Genomic DNA, 21,920 nt, shown 5'->3' with positions numbered 1-21,920 from the left:
CTGCGGGCGCATGAATGTTGATGGGAGTGGTTATGGGTGATCGGCACGACTATGTGGCCCTGGAATGGGTCAAGGGCGAAATTGCCGAAACGCTGAAGCACGCCTCTCTCGCGCTGGAAAGCGTGGCGCTCGACGCCCAGGGCGAACAGCCGGTGGATCGCCTGCATGGGCTGGACGAATGCCTGGCGTGGATTCATCAGGTGCACGGCAGCCTGCAAATGGTCGAGTTCTACGGCGCGGCATTGCTCGCCGAAGAAATGGAGCAACTGGTGGGCGCGTTGCAGCGCGACCGGGTCAGTCACCATGACGAAGCCATGCGCGTGTTGCAGCAAGCCCTGACGCAACTGCCGATCTATCTCGACCGGGTGCAGAACGCCCGGCGCGATCTGCCGTTGGTGGTGTTGCCGTTGATCAACGATCTGCGCAGCGCCCGTGGCGAAAGCCTACTCTCGGAAACCAGCCTGTTCAGCCCGCACTTGCCGTTGATTCCGCCGCTGGACGAAGAAGCCCTGGCGCTGCTGGAGCCGGCAGAACTGCCGAACGTGCTGCGCAAGTTGCGGCAGATGCTGCAAATGGCCCTGGTCGGTTTGCTCCGCGAGCAGGACGACGCCACGCACCTCGGTTACCTGGCGAAAGTCTTCGCCCGGCTCGAAGCACTGTGCCGCAACGCGCCGCTCAACCCGTTGTGGCAAGTCGCTTCGGCGTTGGTCGAGGGCATGCTGCAAGGGCGCATCGCCAACAGCCCGGCGTTGCGCAGCCTGTTCAAGGATGCCGACAAGGAACTCAAGCGCCTGCTCGAACAAGGCATGTCCGGAATTAACCAGCCTGCGCCGCCGGAGCTGCTGAAAAGTCTATTGTTCTATATCGCCAAGGCCGACCAACCCAGTGGGCAGATGCACCTTATGAAAGACCGCTACCGGCTGGACGACGCGTTACCCGACAGCGCCATGGTCGACGAGGAACGCGCGCGGCTCGCCGGCCCCGACCGCGATGCCATGCGCTCGGTGCTCGCGGCGCTGTGCGAGGAACTGGTGCGGGTCAAGGAGCGCCTCGACCTGTTCGTGCGCAGCGACCGCCAGCACGCCGCTGACCTCGACAGCCTGCTGGCGCCGCTGCGGCAGATCGCCGACACCCTGGCGGTGCTCGGTTTCGGCCAGCCGCGCAAGGTCATCATCGATCAACTGGCAGTGGTGCAAAGCCTGGCCCAAGGGCAGCGCGAACCGAATGACGCGACCCTGATGGACGTCGCCGGCGCCTTGCTCTACGTCGAGGCGACCCTGGCCGGAATGGTTGGCCATGTCGAGGAAAGCCGCGAAGAAAGCCGCCTGCCGACCACCGATCTGACGCAGATTCACCAGATTGTCATCAAGGAAGCGCGGGTCTGCCTGCAACAGGCCAAGGACATGATCGTCGACTACATCGACGCCGATTGGGATCGCACGCAGTTGCAGGCATTGCCAGCGCTGCTGACCCAGGTGCGCGGGGCGCTGGCAATGATCCCGCTGAGCCGCGCGGCGTGTCTGGTCGAGGCGTCCAACGGGTTTATCCGCGATCGGCTGCTGGTGGATTCGACCCAGCCGCCGTGGCAACAACTCGATAGCCTCGCCGACGTGATCACCAGCCTCGAGTATTACCTAGAGCGCCTCGGCGACGACCCGGAAGCGCCCGGTGAAGCGCTGCTCGATGTCGCGCAGAATGCCCTGGTTGCGCTGGGTTGCCTGCCGGACGAATTGCTTGCGCCATTGCTCGAAGAGGTGCTCAGCCCCACCGAAGCGCAGGTCCTGCACGACCTCCAAGCGCTGGACGATCCGCAGATCGTGCAGTCCTTGGCCGATGTGATGGCCAGCCCGGTGTCGGCGCTCAATCCGCCGGCCCTGAATTCGCCGGACAGCCTGCTGCCGCCCCCGCCCGATGAAGAGCCGGTGGACGACGAACTGCGCGAAGTGTTCCTCGAAGAAACCGATGAAGTGCTGGAGGTGCTGCGCGAATACCTGCCGCGCTGGTCGGTCAACCCTGAGGACAAAGCCGCGTTGAGCGAACTGCGTCGGGCCTTCCACACTTTGAAAGGCAGTGGCCGGATGGTCCGCGCGCTGGTGCTGGGCGAACTGGCCTGGGCGGTGGAAAACCTGCTCAACCGCGTGCTGGAACGCAGCGTCAAACCCGGCGCCGCAGTCCAGCAGTTGCTCAGCGACACGCTGCAATTGCTGCCGGAACTGATCAGCGAATTCGCCGTGCAACTGCAGCGTCAGCGCAACGATGTCGACCGCTTGGCCGCCCGTGCCCATGCCCTGGCCAAGGGCGCCGAACAGGAAGAGGACGAAGACCGGCAAGACGTCACCGCCCTCGATCCGCTGCTGCTGGAAATCTTCCGCAACGAAGCGCACACCCATCTGGCCAGCCTCAACCGTTTCCTCGAACAAGCCGCCGAGCATGTGCCGTTGCAGGCCAGCGACGAGTTGCAGCGGGCGTTGCACACGCTCAAGGGCAGCGCCTCGATGGCCGGGGTGTTGCCGATTGCCGAACTGGCCGCGCCGCTCGATCAACTGGCCCGGGAATACAAGGCGCACCTGTTGCCGCTGGACCTCGATGAAGTGGAACTGCTGCTCGAAGCCGAAGGTTTGTTCCGCCTCGGCTTGCGCCAACTGACCAGTGATCCGCTGGCGGAAATTCCCGGCGCGGCGGCGCTGATCGAGCGTACTCAAGCGCTGTACACCGAACGCCTGCAAGCCATCCTCAGCGCGCCGAATACCGGGCTGCGGATCAAGCGCGATCCGCAACTGATCAACAACTTCCTGGCCCAAGGCATGGACATCCTGCTCGACGCCGAAAGCCTGCTGCAACGCTGGCAGCAACACCCCGGCGAGCGCCAGGAACTGAGTGCCTTGCTCGACGAACTGACCACCCTCGGCGAGGGCGCGCACCTGGCGGATCTGCACCCGGTGGACGAACTCTGCGAAGCCTTGCTCGACCTCTATGGCGCCGTGGAAGAAAGCAGCCTGGCGGTCAGCGAGGGATTTTTCCGCGAAGCGCAGAACGCCCACGAAGCGCTGATCAACATGCTCGACGAGCTGGCCGCCGGCCAGGAAGTCAGCCCACAACCCGAGCGTGTGCTCGCCTTGCGCCGCTTGCTCGACGACAGCCTCGATCCTTCGGCCATGGGCCTGATCCGCAGCGATGGCAGCCGCACCCTGAGCATCCGCGAACTGGGCAGCGTCACCGCCGAACTGGAACACGACAACCCGGCGCTGGAACAGGACGACGAGATCGTCGCGATCTTCCTCGAAGAAGCGGTGGACATCCTCGACAGTGCTGGCCAGGCCTTGCAGCGCTGGTTGAGTGATCCGGACAACGGCGCCCCCCTGTTGTCATTGCAACGGGACCTGCACACCCTGAAGGGCGGGGCGCGGATGGCCGAAGTGGCGCCGGTCGGCGACCTCGCCCATGAACTGGAAAGCCTCTATGAAGGCTTGGTCGACCGCCGCTTCAGCCACAGCCCGGCGCTGGCCGACCTGCTGCAACGCAGCCACGACCGCCTCGCGCGGTTGCTGGAGCAATTGCAGCAGTATCGGCCGCTGGACGATCCGCAGGAGCTGATCGAGGCGATTCATGCCTTCCGCCAGGGCGCGCCAAACGCGGCGCAAACCGTAGAGCCAGCGAGCACCACCTATTCGCCGGGGCATGACCCGGAGTTGTTGGAGATCTTCCTCGAAGAAGGTGTCGACATCATCGAAAGCTCCGGCGCGGCGCTGCTGCGCTGGCAAGCCGAGCCGAACAGCCGCCAAGACCTGGAAACCCTGCTGCGCGATTTGCATACCCTCAAGGGCGGCGCGCGCATGGTGGAAATCGCCGCCATCGGCGACCTGGCCCACGAACTGGAGTTTCTCTACGAAGGCCTGTCCGCCGGCATCTTCCAACCGACCCCGGCGCTGTTCAGCCTGTTGCAAGCCAGTCACGATCGCCTGGCGCAAATGCTCGACGCCACCCGCGCCGGGCAAGCGGTGGCGCCAGCCGATGGCTTGATCGCCAAGATCGTCAACTTCAGTCACCCCGAGGCACCCGCCACGCCGAGCGCGCCGATCGCGTTGCCGACGCTGAACCTGCCGGCCAAGGGCGAGCCGGCACCGGTCGACCCCAACGCCGACATGGTCAAGGTCTCGGCTGACTTGCTCGATGATTTGGTCAACCTGGCCGGGGAAACCTCGATTTTCCGAGGCCGCATCGAGCAACAGGTCAATGATGCCCGGGTGACCCTGAACGAAATGGAAACCACTATCGAGCGCATGCGCGACCAGTTGCGGCGGCTCGACACCGAAACCCAGGGGCAGATTCTCAGCCGCCAGCAGGTCGACGCCGAACGCTCGGGCTACGAAGAATTCGATCCGCTGGAAATGGACCGGCATTCGCAGTTGCAGCAGTTATCCCGCGCGCTGTTCGAATCGGCCTCTGACTTGCTCGATCTCAAGGAAACCCTCGACCGGCGTAATCTCGACGCGGAAAACCTGTTGCAGCAGCAAGGGCGGATCAACACCGAATTGCAGGAAGGCCTGATGCGCACGCGCATGGTGCCGTTCGAACGGATGATGCCACGGCTCAAGCGCATCGTGCGCCAGGTGTCCGGCGAGTTGGGCAAGGACGTCGAGTTCACGGTGGGCAACGCCGAGGGCGAGATGGACCGCAACGTCCTGGAGCGCATGGCCGCGCCGCTGGAGCACATGCTGCGCAATGCCGTCGACCATGGCCTGGAGACCACCGAAGTGCGCCTGGCCGCCGGCAAACCGGCGCAAGGGCGGATCACCCTCGACCTGTCCCGCGCGGGCGGCGACATCATTTTCGATATCCGCGATGACGGCGCCGGGGTGCCGTTGGAAGCGGTGCGGCGCAAGGCGATCAAGCGCGGCTTGCTGGCCGAGGACAGTGAGATCAGCGATCGCGAAGTGCTGCAGTTCATCCTGCAGCCGGGGTTCTCCACCGCCGAGAAGATCACCCAGATTTCCGGGCGTGGCGTCGGCATGGACGTGGTTCACGAAGAAATCCGCCAATTGGGCGGCAGCCTGAGCATCGAATCGACGCCGGGGCAGGGCGCGCATTTCCGCATTCGCCTGCCATTCACCGTGTCGGTCAATCGGGCGTTGATGGTGCAGTGCCTGGATGAGCAATATGCGATCCCGCTGAACACCATCGACGGCATCGTCCGGGTCCTGCCCAATGAGCTCGAAGGGCATTACCAACTCGATCCACCGGCCTACCAATACGCCGGCCAGCGCTATGAACTGTGCTACCTCGGCGAGCTGCTCAACACCAGCCCGCGCCCCAAATTGCTCGGGCAAAACCTGCCGCTGCCGGTGTTGTTGGTGCAGTGCAACGAGCGGCACGTGGCGGTGCAAGTGGACGCCACGCTGGGCACTCGCGAGATCGTGGTGAAAAGCCTCGGCTCACAATTCGCGGCGGTGCAGGGTTTGTCCGGGGCGACCATTCTCGGTGACGGCCGGGTGGTGCTGATTCTCGATCTGCTGGCGCCGATCCGCGCGTTGCAGGCGCAAGTTGTGCGGCGCGCGGCGCTTAACGAGGCGGGGCACGACAGCGAGCCGGCGCGGCCGAAACTGGTGCTGGTGGTCGACGATTCGGTCACCGTGCGCAAGGTCACCAGCCGTTTGCTGGAACGCCACGGCATGAACGTGCTGACCGCCAAGGACGGGGTCGACGCCATGCTGCTGCTGGAAGAACACCTGCCGGACCTGATTCTGCTGGACATCGAAATGCCGCGCATGGACGGCTTTGAAGTGGCCCAGCAAGTGCGCAGCGATCCGCGTTTGCAGCACCTGCCGATCATCATGATCACCTCGCGCACCGGGCAGAAACACCGCGATCGGGCGATGGCCATTGGCGTCAACGACTACCTCGGCAAGCCGTATCAGGAATCGGTGCTGCTCGACAGCATCGCGCAGTGGAGCAACAGCCATGTTTGAGCGGCGCATCAACGACCGCACCAGCCAGGTTACCGGGCTACTGCTGCCCTTGGCCGACCGACACCTGATCCTGCCCAATGTGGCGGTGGCCGAGCTGATCGACTACCAACCTGCCGCGTTCGACCTCGACACCCCGCCCTGGTACCTGGGGCGAGTGACCTGGCGCGAACGGCAGATCCCGCTGCTCAGTTTCGAACTGGCCTGCGGCCAGAAAACCGTGATCGGCGACCGCGCCCGCATCGTCATCCTCAACGCCCTAGGCGGCCGTCCTGAACTGAAATTCATCGCCCTGCTGGTCCAGGGCATTCCCCGCTCATACAAACTCGACAGCCAGTTGAGCTACGTCGACGTGCCCCTGTGCCGACTGGAACGAGCGGCGGTGCAGGTCCAGGACCACGTGGCGAAAGTCCCGGATTTGCTGGCGCTGGAGGAATTGTTGGTGGGGGCGGGGTTGGTCTGACCGGAGCTTGTGGCTCGCCACAGGGTGTATGCAAACCATTACCCTCACCGTAACAATCCGCCACTGAGCTTGATTGATGCCTCCAGACCATGCTCCTAAGGTGAGCCCCACGACAGCAAACCCGTGGAGTGGTCATGACAACAATCAATTCACCCGACTCGCGCTGGACGCGGCGGCGCAGCGAGAAGCAGCGGCGGCTGGAGCAGGTGCGGGCGCTGGCTGATGGCGTGGTGTTGCCCAGCGACAAAATTGTCGCGGCGCTCGAAGCCTTGATCATGCCCGGCGACCGTGTGGTGCTGGAGGGGAACAACCAGAAGCAGGCGGATTTTCTTTCCCGCTCCCTGGCCAAAGCCGATCCCGCCAAGCTTCACGACTTGCACATGATCATGCCCAGTGTCGGCCGCTCCGAGCATCTGGATTTGTTTGAACGCGGCATCGCCCGCAAGCTCGATTTCTCCTTCGCCGGTACGCAAAGTCTGCGCATCAGCCAGTTGCTCGAAGACGGGTTGCTGGAAATCGGGGCGATTCACACCTACATCGAACTCTACGCGCGGCTGGTGGTGGACCTGATTCCCAACGTCGTGCTCTCGGCCGGGTTCATGGCGGACCGCGCCGGCAACATCTACACCGGCCCCAGCACCGAAGACACCCCGGCGCTGATCGAACCGGCGGCGTTCAGCGACGGCATTGTGATCGTCCAGGTCAACCAATTGGTGGACGATGTCAGCGAATTGCCGCGAGTCGATATTCCGGCGTCCTGGGTCGATTTCGTGGTGGTGGCCGATAAACCCTTTTACATCGAACCGCTGTTCACCCGCGATCCACGGCACATCAAACCGGTGCACGTGTTGATGGCGATGATGGCGATTCGCGGCATCTACGAAAAACACAATGTGCAATCGCTGAACCATGGCATCGGCTTCAACACCGCCGCCATTGAGCTGATCCTGCCAACCTACGGCGAGTCCCTCGGCCTCAAGGGCAAGATTTGCCGCAACTGGACCCTCAACCCGCACCCGACGCTGATCCCGGCGATCGAGAGTGGCTGGGTCGAAAGCGTGCACTGCTTCGGCACCGAGCTGGGCATGGAGAATTACATCGCCGCGCGCCCGGACGTGTTCTTCACTGGCCGCGACGGCTCGTTGCGGTCCAACCGCATGTTCAGCCAATTGGCCGGGCAATACGCGGTGGACCTGTTTATCGGCGCGACCCTACAAGTGGACGGCGACGGTCATTCGTCCACCGTGACCCGCGGGCGACTGGCCGGTTTCGGTGGCGCGCCGAACATGGGTCACGACCCGCGCGGTCGTCGGCACGGCACGCCGGCCTGGCTCGACATGCGCCACGGCGATGCCCCCGAGCCGATGCTGGAGCGGGGTAAAAAACTGGTGGTGCAAATGGTCGAGACTTTCCAGGAGGGCGGCAAACCGACCTTCGTCGAAACCCTCGACGCCGTGGAAGTGGCGCGCAAGAGCGGCATGCCGCTGGCGCCGATCATGATCTACGGCGATGACGTCACCCACCTGCTGACCGAAGAAGGCATCGCCTATCTGTACAAGGCGCGCACGCTGGAAGAGCGCCAGGCGATGATCGCCGCCGTGGCCGGGGTCACCGTGATCGGCCTGCGCCATGACCTTAAAGACACCGCGCGCATGCGTCGCGAAGGCTTGATCGCTTTGCCCGAAGACCTTGGTATCCGCCGCACCGACGCTACCCGCGAGTTGCTCGCGGCGAAAAGCGTGGCCGATCTGGTGGAGTGGTCCGGCGGTCTCTACAACCCACCCGCCAAGTTCAGGAGTTGGTAATGCACGCCTTTAATCTGCATGCGCAACCTTTATCCCTCGCTGACCATTTGGCCGACCTTGCGGTGGAAGCGCTGATCGACGAAGCCGACCTGTCACCGAAACCGGCGCTGGTGGACCGTCGCGGCAACGGCGCGCACAGTGATTTGCACCTGGGCCTGATGCACGCATCGGCGCTGGCGTTGTGGCCGGCGTTCAAGGAAATGGCCGAAGCCGCCATCGACATCGGCGAAGTTGGCTTGCCGTTACGTGAAACCATCGGCCGGATCGGGCGCGAAGGCGAAGCGGCGATGCTCGCCACGACTCACGGCGTAAACACCCATCGTGGCGCGATCTGGGCGCTGGGCCTTTTGGTCACGGCGGCAGCGCTGGAACCAGAAGCCAGTGGCGCCGCCAGCGTAGCGTTCACCGCGGCGAAACTCGCGTTGCTCAACGACCGTCATGCACCGCAGCCCTTCAGCCATGGCGCACAAGTCGCGCAACGCTACGGCGCGCACGGTGCCCGCGAGCAGGCGCAATTGGGCTTTCCGGCGGTGCTGCAAGGCGCGCTGCCACAGCTGGCACGCAGCCGCGCGGCCGGCCATGGCGAGCAGAACGCCAGGCTCGATGCCTTACTCGCGATCATGACCGGCCTGGCCGACACCTGCGTGCTGTACCGCGCGGGTGAGCAAGGCCTGCGCACCATGCAAAACGGTGCGCAAGCGGTGCTCGATGCCGGTGGCAGCGCCAGCCTGGCCGGGCGGCGTCGGCTGCACGAACTCGATCACCAACTGCTTGCGCTGAACGCCTCACCGGGCGGCGCCGCTGACTTGCTCGCCGCCTGCCTGTTGCTCGATCGCATCGAGCGCGGCGCTGACCTGAACTCAGGAGCTTTGTGATGGAAACCTTGACCTTTGAATTCCCCGCCGGCCAACCACCACGGGGCAGGGCGCTGGTGGGCTGCGTCGGCTCGGGCGATCTGGAAGTGCTGATCGAACCCGGCGTCAGCGGCAAATTGACCATTCAGGTGCAGACCTCGGTCAACGGCGCCGAGCAGCGCTGGCAGCACTTGTTTGCGCGGATGTTCGACGGCCAGACACCGCCGGCACTGGCCATCGATATTCACGACTTCGGTGCCACCCCCGGCGTGGTGCGCTTGCGTCTGGAGCAGGGCTTCGAGGAGATCGGCCATGACTGACAGCGCAGCGTTGCTCAACAAACACAGCTTTGTCGAACTCGGCGCTCGGCAACGGGCCAAGGCGCTGCTCGATGTCGGCAGCTACCGCGAATTGCTCGACCCATTCCAGCGAATCATGTCGCCGTGGCTCGAACGCCAGGGCGTGGTGCCGCAAGCCGATGACGGGGTGGTGATCGCCAAGGGCAGTGTCGGCGGATTGCCCGTGGTGATCGCTGCCATCGAAGGTTCGTTTCAGGGCGGCAGCCTCGGTGAAGTCGGCGGGGCGAAGATTGCCGGCGCCCTGGAACTGGCCGCCGAGGACAATCGCAACGGCATCCCGACCCGCGCCGTGCTCTTGCTGGAAACCGGCGGCGTGCGTTTGCAGGAGGCCAATCTCGGGCTGGCGGCGATTGCCGAGATTCACGCGGCCATCGTCGACCTGCGTCGTTACCAGCCGGTGGTCGGCGTGGTCGCCGGCAGCGTCGGTTGTTTTGGCGGGATGTCGATTGCCGCTGGATTGTGCAGCTACCTGATCGTGACTCAGGAAGCGCGTCTGGGCTTGAACGGCCCGCAAGTGATCGAACAGGAAGCCGGGCTGGAGGAATACGATTCCCGCGACCGGCCGTTTATCTGGAGCCTGACCGGCGGCGAGCAGCGCTTCGCCACGGGATTAGCCGACCGCTTCGTCGGTGACGATGTGGCGCAAGTGCGCGAGCAAATCAGCCAACTGCTTGACCTCGGCGTGCCGGCCGAGCATCGCAGTTCCCAGTCCGAACTGTTCCTGCAACGCCTGGCGCGACTGGATGCCGAACCGCAAATCGACCCGGCAACGGTGCGCGACCTGTATCAAGGAGACCGTTCATGAGCAGCTATTCCCTCAGAGGTTTGCACTGGTTCGAAGCCTTGAGTGCCAACGCCAAACCCTTCCCTGGCCTGCCGGCATCGCTGCGCGTTGCTGACGGCGTGTTGGGCGATCAAGCGGTGCGCTGGCTGGCGGTTGTTGCGGATCCGGACAACCGTTTTGCCCGCGCGCGCAACGGTGAAGTCGGTCTGCTCGAAGGCTGGGGCCTGGCCAAAGCGGTGGACGAGGCGATTCAGGCCGACCGCGATCAAGCGCAGAAACGGGCGTTGATCGCCATCGTCGGTGTGCCGAGCCAGGCCTACGGTCGCCGCGAAGAAGCCCTCGGCATTCACCAGGCCTTGGCCGGTGCGGCGGACAGCTACGCCCGCGCGCGCCTGGCCGGCCACGCGGTGATTGCGTTGCTGGTGGGCAAAGCCATGTCCGGGGCGTTCCTGGCCCACGGTTACCAGGCCAACCGCTTGATCGCCCTGCGCGATCCGGGCGTGATGGTGCACGCCATGGGCAAGGCCTCGGCGGCGCGGGTAACGTTGCGCAGCGTGGAAGAACTGGAAAAACTCGCCGCCAGCGTGCCGCCGATGGCTTATGACATCGACAGTTACGCCAGCCTCGGCTTGCTCTGGGAAACCCTGTCAGTCGAGCAAATCGAGCAGCCCAATGCCGCCGATATAAGCCGCGTTAGCCATTGCCTCGGCCAGGCGCTGGCGGATGTCGCCGCTAACGGCCGCGATTTGCGCAGCCGCTTGGGTGCCAGCAACCGTGCGGCATCGAGCCGGGTGCGGCAACTGTTGAGTGAGCAGTGGTGAACTGCGTCCTCGCCCACGACCTGCTCTGGGGCCTGACCCCGGCGCAGTTGCCCGTGGAGGCGCCGCACTGGGCCGTCGAAGCCATGGCCCTCGGCCAACCGGTGGTTGTGCGGCGCGCATCGTGTGCGGCGGGGCAGGTCGCGGTGGGCGTTCGCGGCGTATTGCGTGAGCAGCGCTTTGCCACGCTGATGTTGATCGATGCCATTGAACGTCGGGTGCGCCCGGAAGACTTGTGCGCTGTCCGTTCCGACAGGGATGTGCCGGCGCTGCACGCCTTGGCGCATTTGCGGCCGATGCTCGACGCCTGCGGTTGGGTGTGGGGCATCAGCGGCAGCGCCGGGTTTGAATTGGCCAGTGGTTGCGCGGCGCTGCATGAGCGCAGCGATCTGGACTTGATCTTGCGCGCGCCGCAGCCGTTGGCGCGCACTGAAGCGCAGGCCCTGCTGTCGCTATTGGACGCGGCGCCATGCCCGATCGACCTGCAAGTGCAAGCCCCTTACGGCGCCATCGCCTTGCGCGAATGGGCCGGCCCGGCGCGCCGGGTGTTGCTGAAAAACTCCGAGCAAGCCTGCCTGGTACTCGACCCGTGGAACCCGCAGGAGCAGGCAGCGTGAGCAGCTTGCTGGTGTTTCCCGGCCAGGGCGCGCAACAGCCGGGCATGCTGCAACGTTTGCCGGCCGAAGAGCTCAGCGAGGCCAGCGACGTGCTTGGCGAAGATGTGTTGTTGCTGGACGACGCCGAGGCCCTGCAATCGACCCGCGCCGTTCAACTCTGCTTGCTGATCGCCGGGGTGGCGTTCGCCCGGCGGTTGCTCGAGGACGGGACGGCGGCGGATTACGTCGCTGGGTTGTCGATCGGTGCCTATCCCGCTGCGGTCGTCGCTGGCGCTCTGGCCTTTGAAAACGCGTTGCGTTTGGTGAGCCTGCGCGGTGAATTGATGCAGCAGGCGTATCCGCATGGCTACGGCATGACCGCGATCACCGGCCTCGAACTGGCGACGGTCGAGTCCTTACTGGCCCTGGTGCATGGCGATGATTCGCCGGTGTACCTGGCCAATATCAACGCCGATAACCAAGTGGTGATTGCCGGCAGCGACGCAGCGATGCACGCGGTGGCTGACTTGGCGCGGCGACGCGGAGCCGGTTTGGCCAAGCGCCTGGCGGTCAGCGTGCCGTCCCATTGTCCGTTGCTCGACGCCCCGGCGCAGCAGTTGGCCGAAGCCTTCACCCAGGTGCCGATGCAACTGCCTACCCTGGCTTACCTGAGCGGCAGCCGCGCGCGGCCGATCCGCTCGGTGGAGGCCTTGCGCGATGACCTCGCGTTCAACATGTGCCGCGTGGTGGATTGGCGCGGCACCGTGCAAAGCGCTTACGAGCGCGGTGTGCGGCTACAGATCGAACTGCCGCCCGGTGCGGTGTTGACCGGGCTGGCGCGCCGGGTATTCGAGCAAGGCACCGTGATCGCCTGTGACGGTGCGCGGCTCGACACCCTGCAAGCGCTGCTGCTAGAGGAGGGCCGTCGCCGACCCTAGACACCGCTCAGGCTTGCGAAGCACAAAAACAACAACTTCGACGATGCACTTTGAGGAAAACAACCATGATTATTTACGGTGTGGCGCTGCTGGCGATTTGCATGCTGGCAGGGGTAATTGTCGGTGACATGCTGGGCATGCTGCTGGGGGTGAAATCCAATGTCGGCGGGGTCGGCATTGCGATGATCCTGCTGATTTGCGCGCGGTTGTGGATGCAGAAGCGCGGCGGTATGTCCAAGGAATGCGAGATGGGCGTCGGTTTCTGGGGCGCCATGTACATTCCGGTGGTGGTAGCGATGGCCGCGCAACAGAACGTTGTCACCGCGTTGCACGGCGGGCCGGTGGCGGTGCTGGCGGCGATCGGCTCGGTGGTGGTCTGCGGCTGCACCATTGCCTTGATCAGCCGGACCCACAAGGGCGAACCCTTGCCCGATGAACCGCTGGACATCACCCCGCTCGGCACGCCAGTAGGGGGTCGCTGATATGTGGGAAGTCATTGATAAAGGCCTGACGGCCAACGGCCTGGTGACGGCGTTCGCGTTTGTCGGGGTGATCATGTGGGTGTCGGTGGTGCTGTCCAAGCGCCTGACCTTCGGCCGCATTCATGGCTCGGCCATTGCGATTGTGATCGGGCTGGTGCTGGCCTGGGTCGGCGGGACCATGACCGGCGGGCAAAAAGGCCTGGCGGACCTGACACTGTTCTCCGGCATCGGCCTGATGGGCGGCGCCATGTTGCGGGACTTCGCCATCGTCGCCACGGCGTTCGAAGTGCAGGCCACGGAAGCGAAGAAGGCCGGGATGATCGGCGTGATCGCGCTGCTGCTGGGGACGATTCTGCCGTTCATTGTCGGCGCGAGCATTGCTTGGGTCTTTGGTTATCGCGATGCGGTGAGCATGACCACCATCGGCGCAGGCGCGGTGACTTACATTGTCGGCCCGGTGACCGGCGCGGCGATTGGCGCGACCTCGGACGTGATGGCGCTGTCGATTGCCACCGGGTTGATCAAGGCGATTCTGGTGATGGTCGGCACGCCCATGGCGGCGCGCTGGATGGGCCTGGATAACCCGCGTTCGGCGATGGTTTTCGGTGGTCTGGCCGGGACGGTCAGCGGTGTGACCGCCGGGCTGGCGGCAACTGATCGGCGCTTGGTGCCTTACGGCGCATTGACGGCGACCTTCCACACCGGGCTGGGCTGTTTGCTCGGGCCTTCGCTGCTGTACTTCATTGTTCGCGGGATTGTGGGGTAAGCGTCTGATTGCTTTTTGTGGCGAGGGAGCTTGCTCCCGCTCGAGTGCGAAGCGCTCGCAAGTTGTTTGGGGCTGCTGGGTAGCCTAGCGGGAGCAAGCTCCCTCGCCACAAGCAAGCGCCCTCGCCACAAGGAAGCCCTCGCCACAGTGTTTTTCAAACCTGGCGATTGGCATACATCCGGCACTCGGCCAATAACGCCAGCAGGTTCGGGTCGCGCTCCTTGGCCTTGAGGAACACTACGCCGATGTGCTGCTGCATGCGATAGCGGTCCTGCAACGGGATCAGCTTCACCCGGTTCTCGTACACCGCGGCAATCCGCCCCGGCAGCAACGCGTAACCCACGCCCGAACTGACCATGCTCAGCAGGGTAAAGATGTCGTTGACCTGCATCGCCACTTTCGGCTCGAACCCCGCCTGCTTGAACACCCGATTGGCGTCCTGGTGCGTGGCGAAGCCTTGGGTCAGGGTGATGAAGGTCTCGTCGCGAACGTCGGCGAGGTCGACTTCGCTGCGTTGCGCATAGGGCGAATCGGCTGGGGTGGCGAGGAAAATATCGTCGGAGAACAGCGCAATCTGCTCGCAGTCCGGGTCGTTGACGCTGTCGTCGAGGGACACCAGGATCGCGTCGACTTCCATGTTCTTCAGTTTGTAGATCAGGTCGATGTTGGAGCCGAGGATCAGGTCGATATTCAGCTCGCTGCGGCGGATCTTCAGGCCCATGATCAGTTGCGGCACGGTTTTCACCGTCAGCGAATACAGCGAACCAAGCTTGAAACGCTCCGCCGAGAATCCGGCGGCTTCGCGGGTCAGGCGTACGCTCTCGACCACGTCGGCAATCAGCTTCTGTGCTCGTTCTTCCAGCACGTAGGCGCTTTCGAGCGGCGTCAGGTTACGCCCCTCGTGTTTGAACAACGGGCAGCGCAGGGCATTTTCCAGGGAATGAATCGCCCGGTGCACGCTGACGTTGCTGGTCTGCAACTCGGCAGCGGCCCGCGCCAGGTTGCCGGTGCGCATGAAGGCCAGGAACACCTCGAGTTTTTTCAGGGTCAATTCTTCGTCGATCAGCATCGCGCAGACTCTTTTTGGAATGGCTCGATTGTGCCCAATTGGCCGCCGATTGGCTCAAAGGATTACCGAGGCGCGATGATCGGACACATTGTGCTTTTACCGTTGAGGCCTGAGCCTTGGCGATTGCGTGACAGAAATTGAGGTAAGCAACGGATGTATCACGGGGAACGATTGAACGCGTGGACCCATTTGGTCGGGGCGGTGGCGGCGTTTATTGGCGCGGTGTGGCTGCTGGTGATCGCCAGCCTGGATGGCGATCCGTGGAAGATTGTCAGCGTGGCGATTTATGGTTTTACCTTGCTGGTGCTGTATAGCGCGTCGACCGTGTACCACAGCGTGCGCGGGCGCAAAAAAGAGATCATGCAGAAGGTCGATCATTTTTCGATCTACTTGCTGATCGCCGGCAGCTACACCCCGTTCTGCCTGGTGACCCTACGCGGGCCGTGGGGCTGGACGCTGTTCGGGATTGTCTGGGGGCTGGCGCTGATCGGCATTCTGCAGGAAATCAAACCGCGCTCTGAAGCGCGGATTTTGTCGATCGTGATTTACGCGGTGATGGGCTGGATCGTGCTGGTGGCGGTCCAGCCATTGCTGGCGGCACTGGGCAGCACCGGGTTCGCCTGGCTGGCCTGCGGCGGCGTGCTGTACACCCTGGGCATCATCTTTTTTGCCCTCGACCATCGGCTGCGGCATGCCCACGGGATCTGGCACCTGTTCGTCATCGCCGGCAGCCTGCTGCATTTTGTGGCGATTTGGTTTTATGTGCTTTAGGGCTTTAGGGCTTTAGGGCTTTTGGGGCTTTGGATTTTTTGTGGCGAGGGAGCTTGCTCCCGCTCGAGTGCGCAGCGCTCGCAGGCTTTTTAGGGCTGCTGCGCAGCCCAGCGGGAGCAAGCTCCCTCGCCACAAGCAAGCTCCCTCACCACATGTGGGTGTTAGAAATCCCCCCAAAGCTGCTGCGCCACCGCCAATGCCACTACCGGCGCCGTCTCGGTGCGCAACACCCTCGGCCCCAACCGCGCGGCATGAAATCCAGCCGCTTTGGCCTGATCCACTTCCCCATCGCTGAGCCCGCCTTCCGGCCCTATCAAAAATGCCAGGGTCGCGGGTTTGGCATGGCTCACCAGCGGCTCGGCCACCGGGTGCAGCACCAGTTTCAGCTCGGCCTCAGTCTGTTTCAGCCAGTCCGCCAACAGCAGCGGCGGATAAATCACCGGCACCCGCGAGCGCCCGCATTGCTCGCACGCGCTGATAGCGACCTGGCGCCAGTGCAGCAGGCGTTTGTCGGCGCGCTCGTCCTTGAGGCGCACTTCACAGCGGTCAGTGAAGATCGGGGTGATCTCGCTGACGCCCAGTTCGGTGGCTTTCTGAATCGCCCAGTCCATGCGCTCGCCACGGGACAAGCCCTGGCCGAGGTGGATCTGCAAGGGTGACTCGACTTGCCCGGCGAAGCTTTCATCGAGCTGCACTACCACGCGCTTCTTGCCGACCTCGACCAGGCTGCCACGAAACTCATGGCCCGAGCCGTCGAACAACTGCACCGCATCGCCCTCGGCCATTCGCAGCACGCGACTGATGTAATGCGCCTGAGCCTCAGGCAACTCGTGCTCGCCGGTGCTCAGGGGCGCGTCGATAAAAAAGCGGGAGAGTCTCATCGTGGGTCTCTGTAAAAAATCGATTGGGCTTTTTAAGCTTTTGTGGTGAGGGGGCCAGCCCGCTCACCGCAGGCAAGCCTCTCACCAAAGGGTTCTTCAGTGACGGCTAGCCCGGATCACGGAAGCCTGGGTGGAAGTCTTCCGGCACCGAAACGCTGACATTATTGCGCGTCGCTATATCGATCCCTTCACTGGCGACCTCTGCCAGAAAATCAATCTGCTCCGGGGTAATCACATAAGGCGGCAGGAAATACACCACGCTGCCCAACGGACGCAGTAACGCACCGCGCTCCAGCGCATGCTGGAAGACCTTCAGACCACGGCGTTCCTGCCACGGGTAGGCTTCCTTGGTCGCTTTGTCCTTGACCATCTCGATGGCCAGCACCATGCCGGTCTGGCGCACTTCCGACACGTTCGGGTGATCCGCCAGGTGCGCGGTGGACGTGGCCATGCGCTCGGCAAGAGCCTTGTTGTTCTCGATGACGTGGTCTTCTTCGAAAATATCCAGGGTCGCCAACGCAGCGGCGCACGCCAACGGGTTGCCGGTGTAGCTGTGGGAATGGAGGAAGGCGCGCAAGGTCGGGTAGTCGTCGTAGAAGGCGCTGTAGACATCTTCGGTGGTGACGCAGGCCGCCAGCGGCAGGTAGCCGCCGGTCAGAGCCTTCGACAGGCACAGGAAGTCCGGGCGGATCCCGGCCTGTTCGCAGGCGAACATGGTGCCGGTGCGGCCGAAGCCGACGGCGATTTCGTCGTGGATCAAGTGCACGCCGTAGCGGTCGCAGGCCTGGCGCAGCAGTTTGAGGTACACCGGGTGGTACATGCGCATGCCGCCGGCGCCCTGGATCAGCGGCTCGACGATCACCGCTGCAACCGTGTCGTGATGCTCGGCCAGGGTCTGCTCCATGGCGGCGAACATGTTGCGCGAGTGTTCTTCCCAGCCCATGCCTTCCGGTCGCAGGTAACAATCGGGGCTCGGCACCTTGATGGTGTCCAGCAGCAAGGCCTTGTAGGTCTCGGTAAACAGCGGCACATCGCCCACCGACATCGCCGCCATGGTTTCGCCGTGGTAGCTGTTGGTCAGGGTAACGAAGCGTTTCTTGTTCGGCTGGCCGCGATTGAGCCAGTAGTGAAAGCTCATTTTCAGCGCGACTTCGATGCAGGACGAGCCGTTATCGGCATAGAAGCATCGGGTCAGGCCTTCCGGCGTCATTTTCACCAGGCGCTCGGACAGTTCGATCACCGGTTGATGGCTGAAACCAGCGAGGATCACATGTTCCAATTGATCGACCTGGTCCTTGATCCGCTGGTTGATGCGCGGGTTGGCGTGGCCGAACACGTTGACCCACCAGGAGCTGACCGCGTCCAGGTAACGCTTGCCTTCAAAGTCCTCCAGCCACACGCCTTCGCCGCGTTTGATCGGGATCAGCGGCAGTTGCTCGTGGTCTTTCATCTGGGTGCAGGGATGCCACAGCACCGCGAGGTCGCGTTCCATCCACTGTTTATTGAGGCCCATTTTCTGTCTCCTGGAGGCGGCTCGCGGCGTGCGCGGGCAAACAATCGCGCAAGCCTATGCAATGGCAGGCCGGGGGACAACCCATTGCGTCGATTGCGCTACTTTGGGCAGGCCGATAGACGTCGCTGGCGGGCGTAGGAAGCGTGACGTATTCTTCGCCGTTCTGTGAGTCGTCTGACTCGTCAAACTGCTGTTTCCTCGTTTTCCGGAGTTCGCTGAATGTCTGCTGGTTGGCTGCGCGCCTGTGCGCTGGTGATGATAGGGCTGTTCAGCGTTTCGGCGCTGGCCAAGGATAAAACCGCAATCGTGATCGGCGGCGGCCTGTCGGGTCTGACGGCGGCCTATGAGTTGCAGAATAAAGGCTGGCAAGTCACCTTGCTGGAAGCCAAGCCCAGCCTGGGCGGGCGTTCCGGCATGGCGACCAGCGAGTGGATCGGCAACGGCAAGACCCAGCCGGTGCTCAACAAGTACGTCGAAACCTTCAAGCTGAGCACTACGCCAGCGCCGGAATTCGTGCGTTCGCCGGGTTATCTGATCGACGGCGTGTACTACACCGCCGCCGACCTGGCCACCAAAGACCCGACCACCGCCGAGGCGCTCAAGCGTTTCGACAAGACCGTGGATGACCTGGCGCGCTCGATCGAAGACCCGCAAAACCCTTCCGCAAACAGCACGCTGCATGCGTTGGATCAGATCAACGTCTCCAATTGGCTGGATCGCCTGAGCCTGCCGCCGACCGCTCGTCAGTTGATCAACCAGCAAATTCGTACGCGCTACGACGAACCTTCGCGTCTGTCGCTGCTGTATTTCGCACAACAGAGCCGCGTTTATCAGGGTGTCGCCGACCGCGACCTTCGCGCCTCGCGCCTGCTCGGCGGCAGCCCGGTGCTGGCCCAGGCTTTCGTTAAACAACTGAAAACCATCAAGACCAGTTCGCCGGTTTCCGCCATTACCCAGGACAAGGACGGCGTCACCGTCAAAGTCGGCAGCGTGGGTTACCAGGCCGACTACGTGGTGGTTGCGGTGCCGCTGCGCGCCCTGAACAAGATCATCATGACCCCGTCGCTGGATGCCCAGCACATGGCCGCAATCAAGGGCACTAACTACGGCTGGCGTGACCAGATCATGCTGAAGTTCAAGACCCCGGTCTGGGAAAGCAAGTCGCGCATGTCCGGCGAGATCTACAGCAACACTGGCCTGGGCATGTTGTGGATCGAGCCTGCCCTGAAGGGCGGCGCCAACGTGGTGATCAACCTGTCGGGCGACAACGCACGGGTGATGCAGGCCTTTGGCGACAAGCAAATGGCCGATCAGGTGTTGATCCGCCTGCACGCGTTTTATCCACAGGCTCGTGGCTCGTTCACCGGTTATGAAATTCGTCGCTACAGCACCGACCCGTCGATGGGCGGCGCTTATTTGGCCTTCGGTCCTGGCCAGATCAGCAAATACTGGCGCCTGTGGGAACGTCCGCTGCAACGCGTAACTTTCGCCGGTGAACACACCGACACCTTGTACCCTGGCACCCTGGAAGGCGCATTGCGCACCGGCCAGCGCGCCGCCAGCCAGGTAGAAGACCTGGCCGCCGGCAAGTCGTTCGAACCGGCCAAAGTCGTCCCTGCCGCGACCGCAGCCGCCGCTGGCGCCGTGGCCGCGAAGAAAAAAGGTAACTTCTTCACCAACCTGTTCGGCGGCTCGTCGGACGAAGAGAAGAAACCGGAGCCGGTCAAGGCCCCCGAGCCCGTCACTCCGCCAGCCCCTGCTCCCGCCCCTGCGCCAGCCCCGGCCCCAGCGCCAGTGGAAGCACCCAAACCCGCAGCCCCGGTAAAAGCAGAGCCGGCCAAGAAAGCCACCAGCAAAACCCCGGTGAAAAAACCGGCGGCCAAAACCGAAACCAAAAAGGCCCCGGCCAAAGCGCCCGCCAAAAAAACCGAGCCGGCGAAGAAACCGGCGGCGGCGACAACTGAGACTAAGGCTCAGTAACGTTCAGGAATGGAAAAAGCGCGGCCCGAGGGTCGCGCTTTTTTTGTTCATTGATTGAGTGGATGGTAGTTATGCGTCTTCCACGGGCAAACTTTCAGCTATTTAAACTGCCGGTCCTACACGAATCGGTCATCTATCAGAGACTTCCCACAAGTCATTAGGAAAGAAATGATAGGTGGCTCCTGGTCATAATTTATATGCTCCTCAAAAATGGAGGACATATGAAATCACTCTTGCTGCTGACAATGTTGATTACACTTTCAGGCTGTGTCATTGGGGACTGTAAAAAGAATGAACTGATGATTCCGAAGAGAGATCCTGACTTGGCGCACAAGTGTCGAATGGATCCCTATAAACCGGAATGTTCAGTTAATTAAGCTATTGTAGTTTGAGCGCCTCCTCCATAGGAGGCGCAGCAACAGCATTAAAAATTCCACGTGAACATCGGCTCAAGGTTTGGCAGCGTTCTGATCCATCTTTGCGCTGGTTTTGGAGTGCGGCCTGGGACGAATCCAAACCGCGCCCAGCGCAGATCACCCGTCCTCCGGTCATAAATGACCAGGTTCCCATCGTCTTGAATCACCATACAGGTGTTGTACCACAGCGACTTGTCAATACTATGAGTACTTTCTGCAATCCATAACCGCCCTCTAGACGGGTCATATAGAAACCCGCTGTTGCTTATTACAAACTGCAGCGGTTCTCGCATTCTCCTCGGATGCAACGTCTTGCTATAAGCCTGATTGCCATCGGCGACCCAGCCAATAGCTCCATGATCGGTAATGACCAAGTTTCCGTCAGCCTGCAGCACTAACTTGAATCTCCCGCTTTCAGACATTAAATATTGCCCAGCGGACATTGCCTGATTGGCGGGCAGCACTGGCGATCCAGTTCCTTGAAAAGGGGTGTACGCAATAGCCATGATTTATCCTTAATGAGTAGTGGCCGAGCGCTTATCTAATCAAGGAGGGCTACATGAAAGGTCATATATATTTATCGCTTTTGAAAAAAATTCGCGTAAATGGTCAAATCGCCAGGGTCGGGCCTCCGGAATGAAGGGGCAAGCATCCTCGAGAGAGCTGCGGTTCTCATCCGCGCGACAAATCCTCAACCGCTGGCGAATAAAGCGACTCTCCCCGGTGTTATCGAATTGAGCTGCATTTTTTCCGAAAATTAGCCTTTAATCTCTGCTTAACGCGTGTTCCTGAGACTCTTGATCGTATTTCCCGATATTTCAAAGCGAAATTTTCCGCTTTAAATCGATAGATAAGTCGATAGTCTTGGGCCAGCTCTTACAGGATCTAGGCAATGCAGCTACGTAATTCTTCTTCGCGCTACGGTTGGGTCAGCATTTTTCTGCATTGGGGCGTGGCGCTGGCGGTGTTTGGTTTGTTCGCCATGGGGCTATGGATGGTCGGTCTCGACTACTACGACACCTGGCGCAAAGACGCGCCGGACCTGCACAAGAGTATTGGTCTGACGCTGATGGCCGTGATGCTATTGCGAGTGGTATGGCGTTTCATCAGCCCACCGCCGCCGACGCTGAGCAGCTACAGTCGAATGACCCGCCTGGGCTCCAAACTCGGCCACGGCTTCCTCTACGTCAGCCTGTTCGCGGTGATGATTGCCGGTTACCTGATTTCCACCGCAGACGGTGTCGGGATTCCGGTGTTCGGCCTGTTTGAAATTCCTGCATTGGTATCCGGACTACCGGACCAGGCAGACAACGCCGGTGCCATTCACTTCTACCTGGCGTGGGTGCTGGTCATTTTTTCCGGCCTCCATGCGTTGGCAGCATTGAAGCACCACTTTATCGACCGTGATGTGACCCTGACGCGAATGTTTGGTCGCAAAGCCTGAATTCAACCTCGACTCAAA

Annotated in this window: 18 protein-coding genes; 14 read left to right on the top strand and 4 right to left on the bottom strand. The window is 62.4% G+C overall.

Annotation, left to right across the window (positions count from 1 at the left end; translation table 11 throughout):
• The first annotated feature begins 32 nt into the window (after window positions 1–32).
• The 11 genes from RG836_RS04850 (at window position 33) to madM (ending at window position 13,828) form a co-directional block, all read left to right on the top strand.
• Complete coding sequence (locus RG836_RS04850) at window positions 33–5,966, top strand: Hpt domain-containing protein (RefSeq protein WP_310843639.1); 5,934 nt, start codon at window positions 33–35, stop codon at window positions 5,964–5,966.
• Complete coding sequence (locus RG836_RS04845; RefSeq protein WP_310843638.1) at window positions 5,959–6,426, top strand: chemotaxis protein CheW; 468 nt, start codon at window positions 5,959–5,961, stop codon at window positions 6,424–6,426. The genes RG836_RS04850 and RG836_RS04845 overlap by 8 nt, the downstream gene beginning before the upstream one ends.
• Before the next feature lie 134 nt (window positions 6,427–6,560).
• Window positions 6,561–8,231 carry a malonate decarboxylase subunit alpha gene (gene mdcA, locus RG836_RS04840; protein ID WP_310843637.1) on the top strand — a complete coding sequence of 557 codons (1,671 nt, stop codon included), beginning with the start codon at window positions 6,561–6,563 and terminating at the stop codon, window positions 8,229–8,231.
• The gene (locus RG836_RS04835) at window positions 8,231–9,106 is read left to right on the top strand and encodes a triphosphoribosyl-dephospho-CoA synthase (protein WP_310843636.1); all 876 of its coding nucleotides are present in this window, start codon (window positions 8,231–8,233) and stop codon (window positions 9,104–9,106) included. The genes mdcA and RG836_RS04835 overlap by 1 nt, the downstream gene beginning before the upstream one ends.
• Window positions 9,106–9,405 (top strand): malonate decarboxylase subunit delta, encoded by a 300-nt coding sequence (locus RG836_RS04830; RefSeq protein WP_310843634.1) that lies wholly within the window; start codon window positions 9,106–9,108, stop codon window positions 9,403–9,405. The genes RG836_RS04835 and RG836_RS04830 overlap by 1 nt, the downstream gene beginning before the upstream one ends.
• Complete coding sequence (locus tag RG836_RS04825; protein WP_310843633.1) at window positions 9,398–10,249, top strand: biotin-independent malonate decarboxylase subunit beta; 852 nt, start codon at window positions 9,398–9,400, stop codon at window positions 10,247–10,249. The genes RG836_RS04830 and RG836_RS04825 overlap by 8 nt, the downstream gene beginning before the upstream one ends.
• Window positions 10,246–11,049, top strand: a complete 804-nt coding sequence (gene mdcE, locus RG836_RS04820) for a biotin-independent malonate decarboxylase subunit gamma (RefSeq protein WP_310843632.1) — start codon at window positions 10,246–10,248, stop codon at window positions 11,047–11,049. The genes RG836_RS04825 and mdcE overlap by 4 nt, the downstream gene beginning before the upstream one ends.
• On the top strand, window positions 11,043–11,663 hold the full coding sequence (locus tag RG836_RS04815) for a malonate decarboxylase holo-ACP synthase (RefSeq protein WP_310843631.1): 621 nt from the start codon (window positions 11,043–11,045) through the stop codon (window positions 11,661–11,663). Before mdcE ends, RG836_RS04815 begins: the two co-directional genes overlap by 7 nt.
• The gene (gene mdcH, locus RG836_RS04810; protein ID WP_310843629.1) at window positions 11,660–12,580 is read left to right on the top strand and encodes a malonate decarboxylase subunit epsilon; all 921 of its coding nucleotides are present in this window, start codon (window positions 11,660–11,662) and stop codon (window positions 12,578–12,580) included. Before RG836_RS04815 ends, mdcH begins: the two co-directional genes overlap by 4 nt.
• Window positions 12,581–12,645: 65 nt before the next feature.
• Window positions 12,646–13,062 carry a malonate transporter subunit MadL gene (gene madL / locus RG836_RS04805; protein ID WP_310843628.1) on the top strand — a complete coding sequence of 139 codons (417 nt, stop codon included), beginning with the start codon at window positions 12,646–12,648 and terminating at the stop codon, window positions 13,060–13,062.
• A gap of 1 nt (window position 13,063) precedes the next feature.
• Window positions 13,064–13,828, top strand: a complete 765-nt coding sequence (gene madM / locus RG836_RS04800; RefSeq protein ID WP_310843627.1) for a malonate transporter subunit MadM — start codon at window positions 13,064–13,066, stop codon at window positions 13,826–13,828.
• A 154-nt stretch (window positions 13,829–13,982) separates the two neighbouring features.
• On the opposite strand, the gene RG836_RS04795 is transcribed toward madM, so the two are convergent.
• Window positions 13,983–14,897, bottom strand: coding sequence for a LysR family transcriptional regulator (locus RG836_RS04795; RefSeq protein ID WP_310843625.1), 915 nt, complete (start codon window positions 14,895–14,897; stop codon window positions 13,983–13,985).
• Window positions 14,898–15,050: 153 nt separating this feature from the next.
• On the opposite strand from RG836_RS04795, the gene trhA reads away from it, so the two are divergent.
• The gene (gene trhA / locus RG836_RS04790) at window positions 15,051–15,668 is read left to right on the top strand and encodes a PAQR family membrane homeostasis protein TrhA (RefSeq protein ID WP_310843624.1); all 618 of its coding nucleotides are present in this window, start codon (window positions 15,051–15,053) and stop codon (window positions 15,666–15,668) included.
• A gap of 161 nt (window positions 15,669–15,829) precedes the next feature.
• Here trhA and RG836_RS04785 read toward each other — a convergent pair whose 3' ends face one another.
• Together RG836_RS04785 and RG836_RS04780 are read right to left on the bottom strand one after the other, a co-directional pair.
• The gene (locus tag RG836_RS04785) at window positions 15,830–16,549 is read right to left on the bottom strand and encodes a 16S rRNA (uracil(1498)-N(3))-methyltransferase (protein ID WP_310843622.1); all 720 of its coding nucleotides are present in this window, start codon (window positions 16,547–16,549) and stop codon (window positions 15,830–15,832) included.
• Between the two features lie 106 nt (window positions 16,550–16,655).
• Entirely contained in the window at window positions 16,656–18,062 is a 1,407-nt protein-coding gene (locus RG836_RS04780; RefSeq protein WP_310843620.1) for an adenosylmethionine--8-amino-7-oxononanoate transaminase, read from the bottom strand.
• A gap of 219 nt (window positions 18,063–18,281) precedes the next feature.
• Here RG836_RS04780 and RG836_RS04775 point away from each other — a divergent pair, with 219 nt between their 5' ends.
• The gene (locus tag RG836_RS04775; RefSeq protein ID WP_310843618.1) at window positions 18,282–20,042 is read left to right on the top strand and encodes a flavin monoamine oxidase family protein; all 1,761 of its coding nucleotides are present in this window, start codon (window positions 18,282–18,284) and stop codon (window positions 20,040–20,042) included.
• A 424-nt stretch (window positions 20,043–20,466) separates the two neighbouring features.
• Here the strand turns inward: RG836_RS04775 and llpB are convergent, their stop codons facing one another.
• Window positions 20,467–20,964: a lectin-like bacteriocin LlpB gene (gene llpB, locus RG836_RS04770; protein ID WP_310843617.1), complete on the bottom strand. Its 498-nt coding sequence runs from the start codon at window positions 20,962–20,964 to the stop codon at window positions 20,467–20,469.
• Between the two features lie 386 nt (window positions 20,965–21,350).
• Between llpB and RG836_RS04765 the strand changes: the two genes are divergently transcribed.
• A complete protein-coding gene (locus RG836_RS04765; protein WP_310843616.1) occupies window positions 21,351–21,902 on the top strand; it encodes a cytochrome b in 552 nt (183 codons plus the stop codon).
• Window positions 21,903–21,920 lie beyond the last annotated feature (18 nt).

Source organism: Pseudomonas rhizozeae (genome assembly GCF_031583775.1).
Taxonomy (GTDB): Bacteria; Pseudomonadota; Gammaproteobacteria; order Pseudomonadales; family Pseudomonadaceae; genus Aquipseudomonas.
The sequence above is the reverse complement of the archived record's forward strand: the minus strand, read 5'-3'. Positions and strand labels throughout refer to the sequence as shown.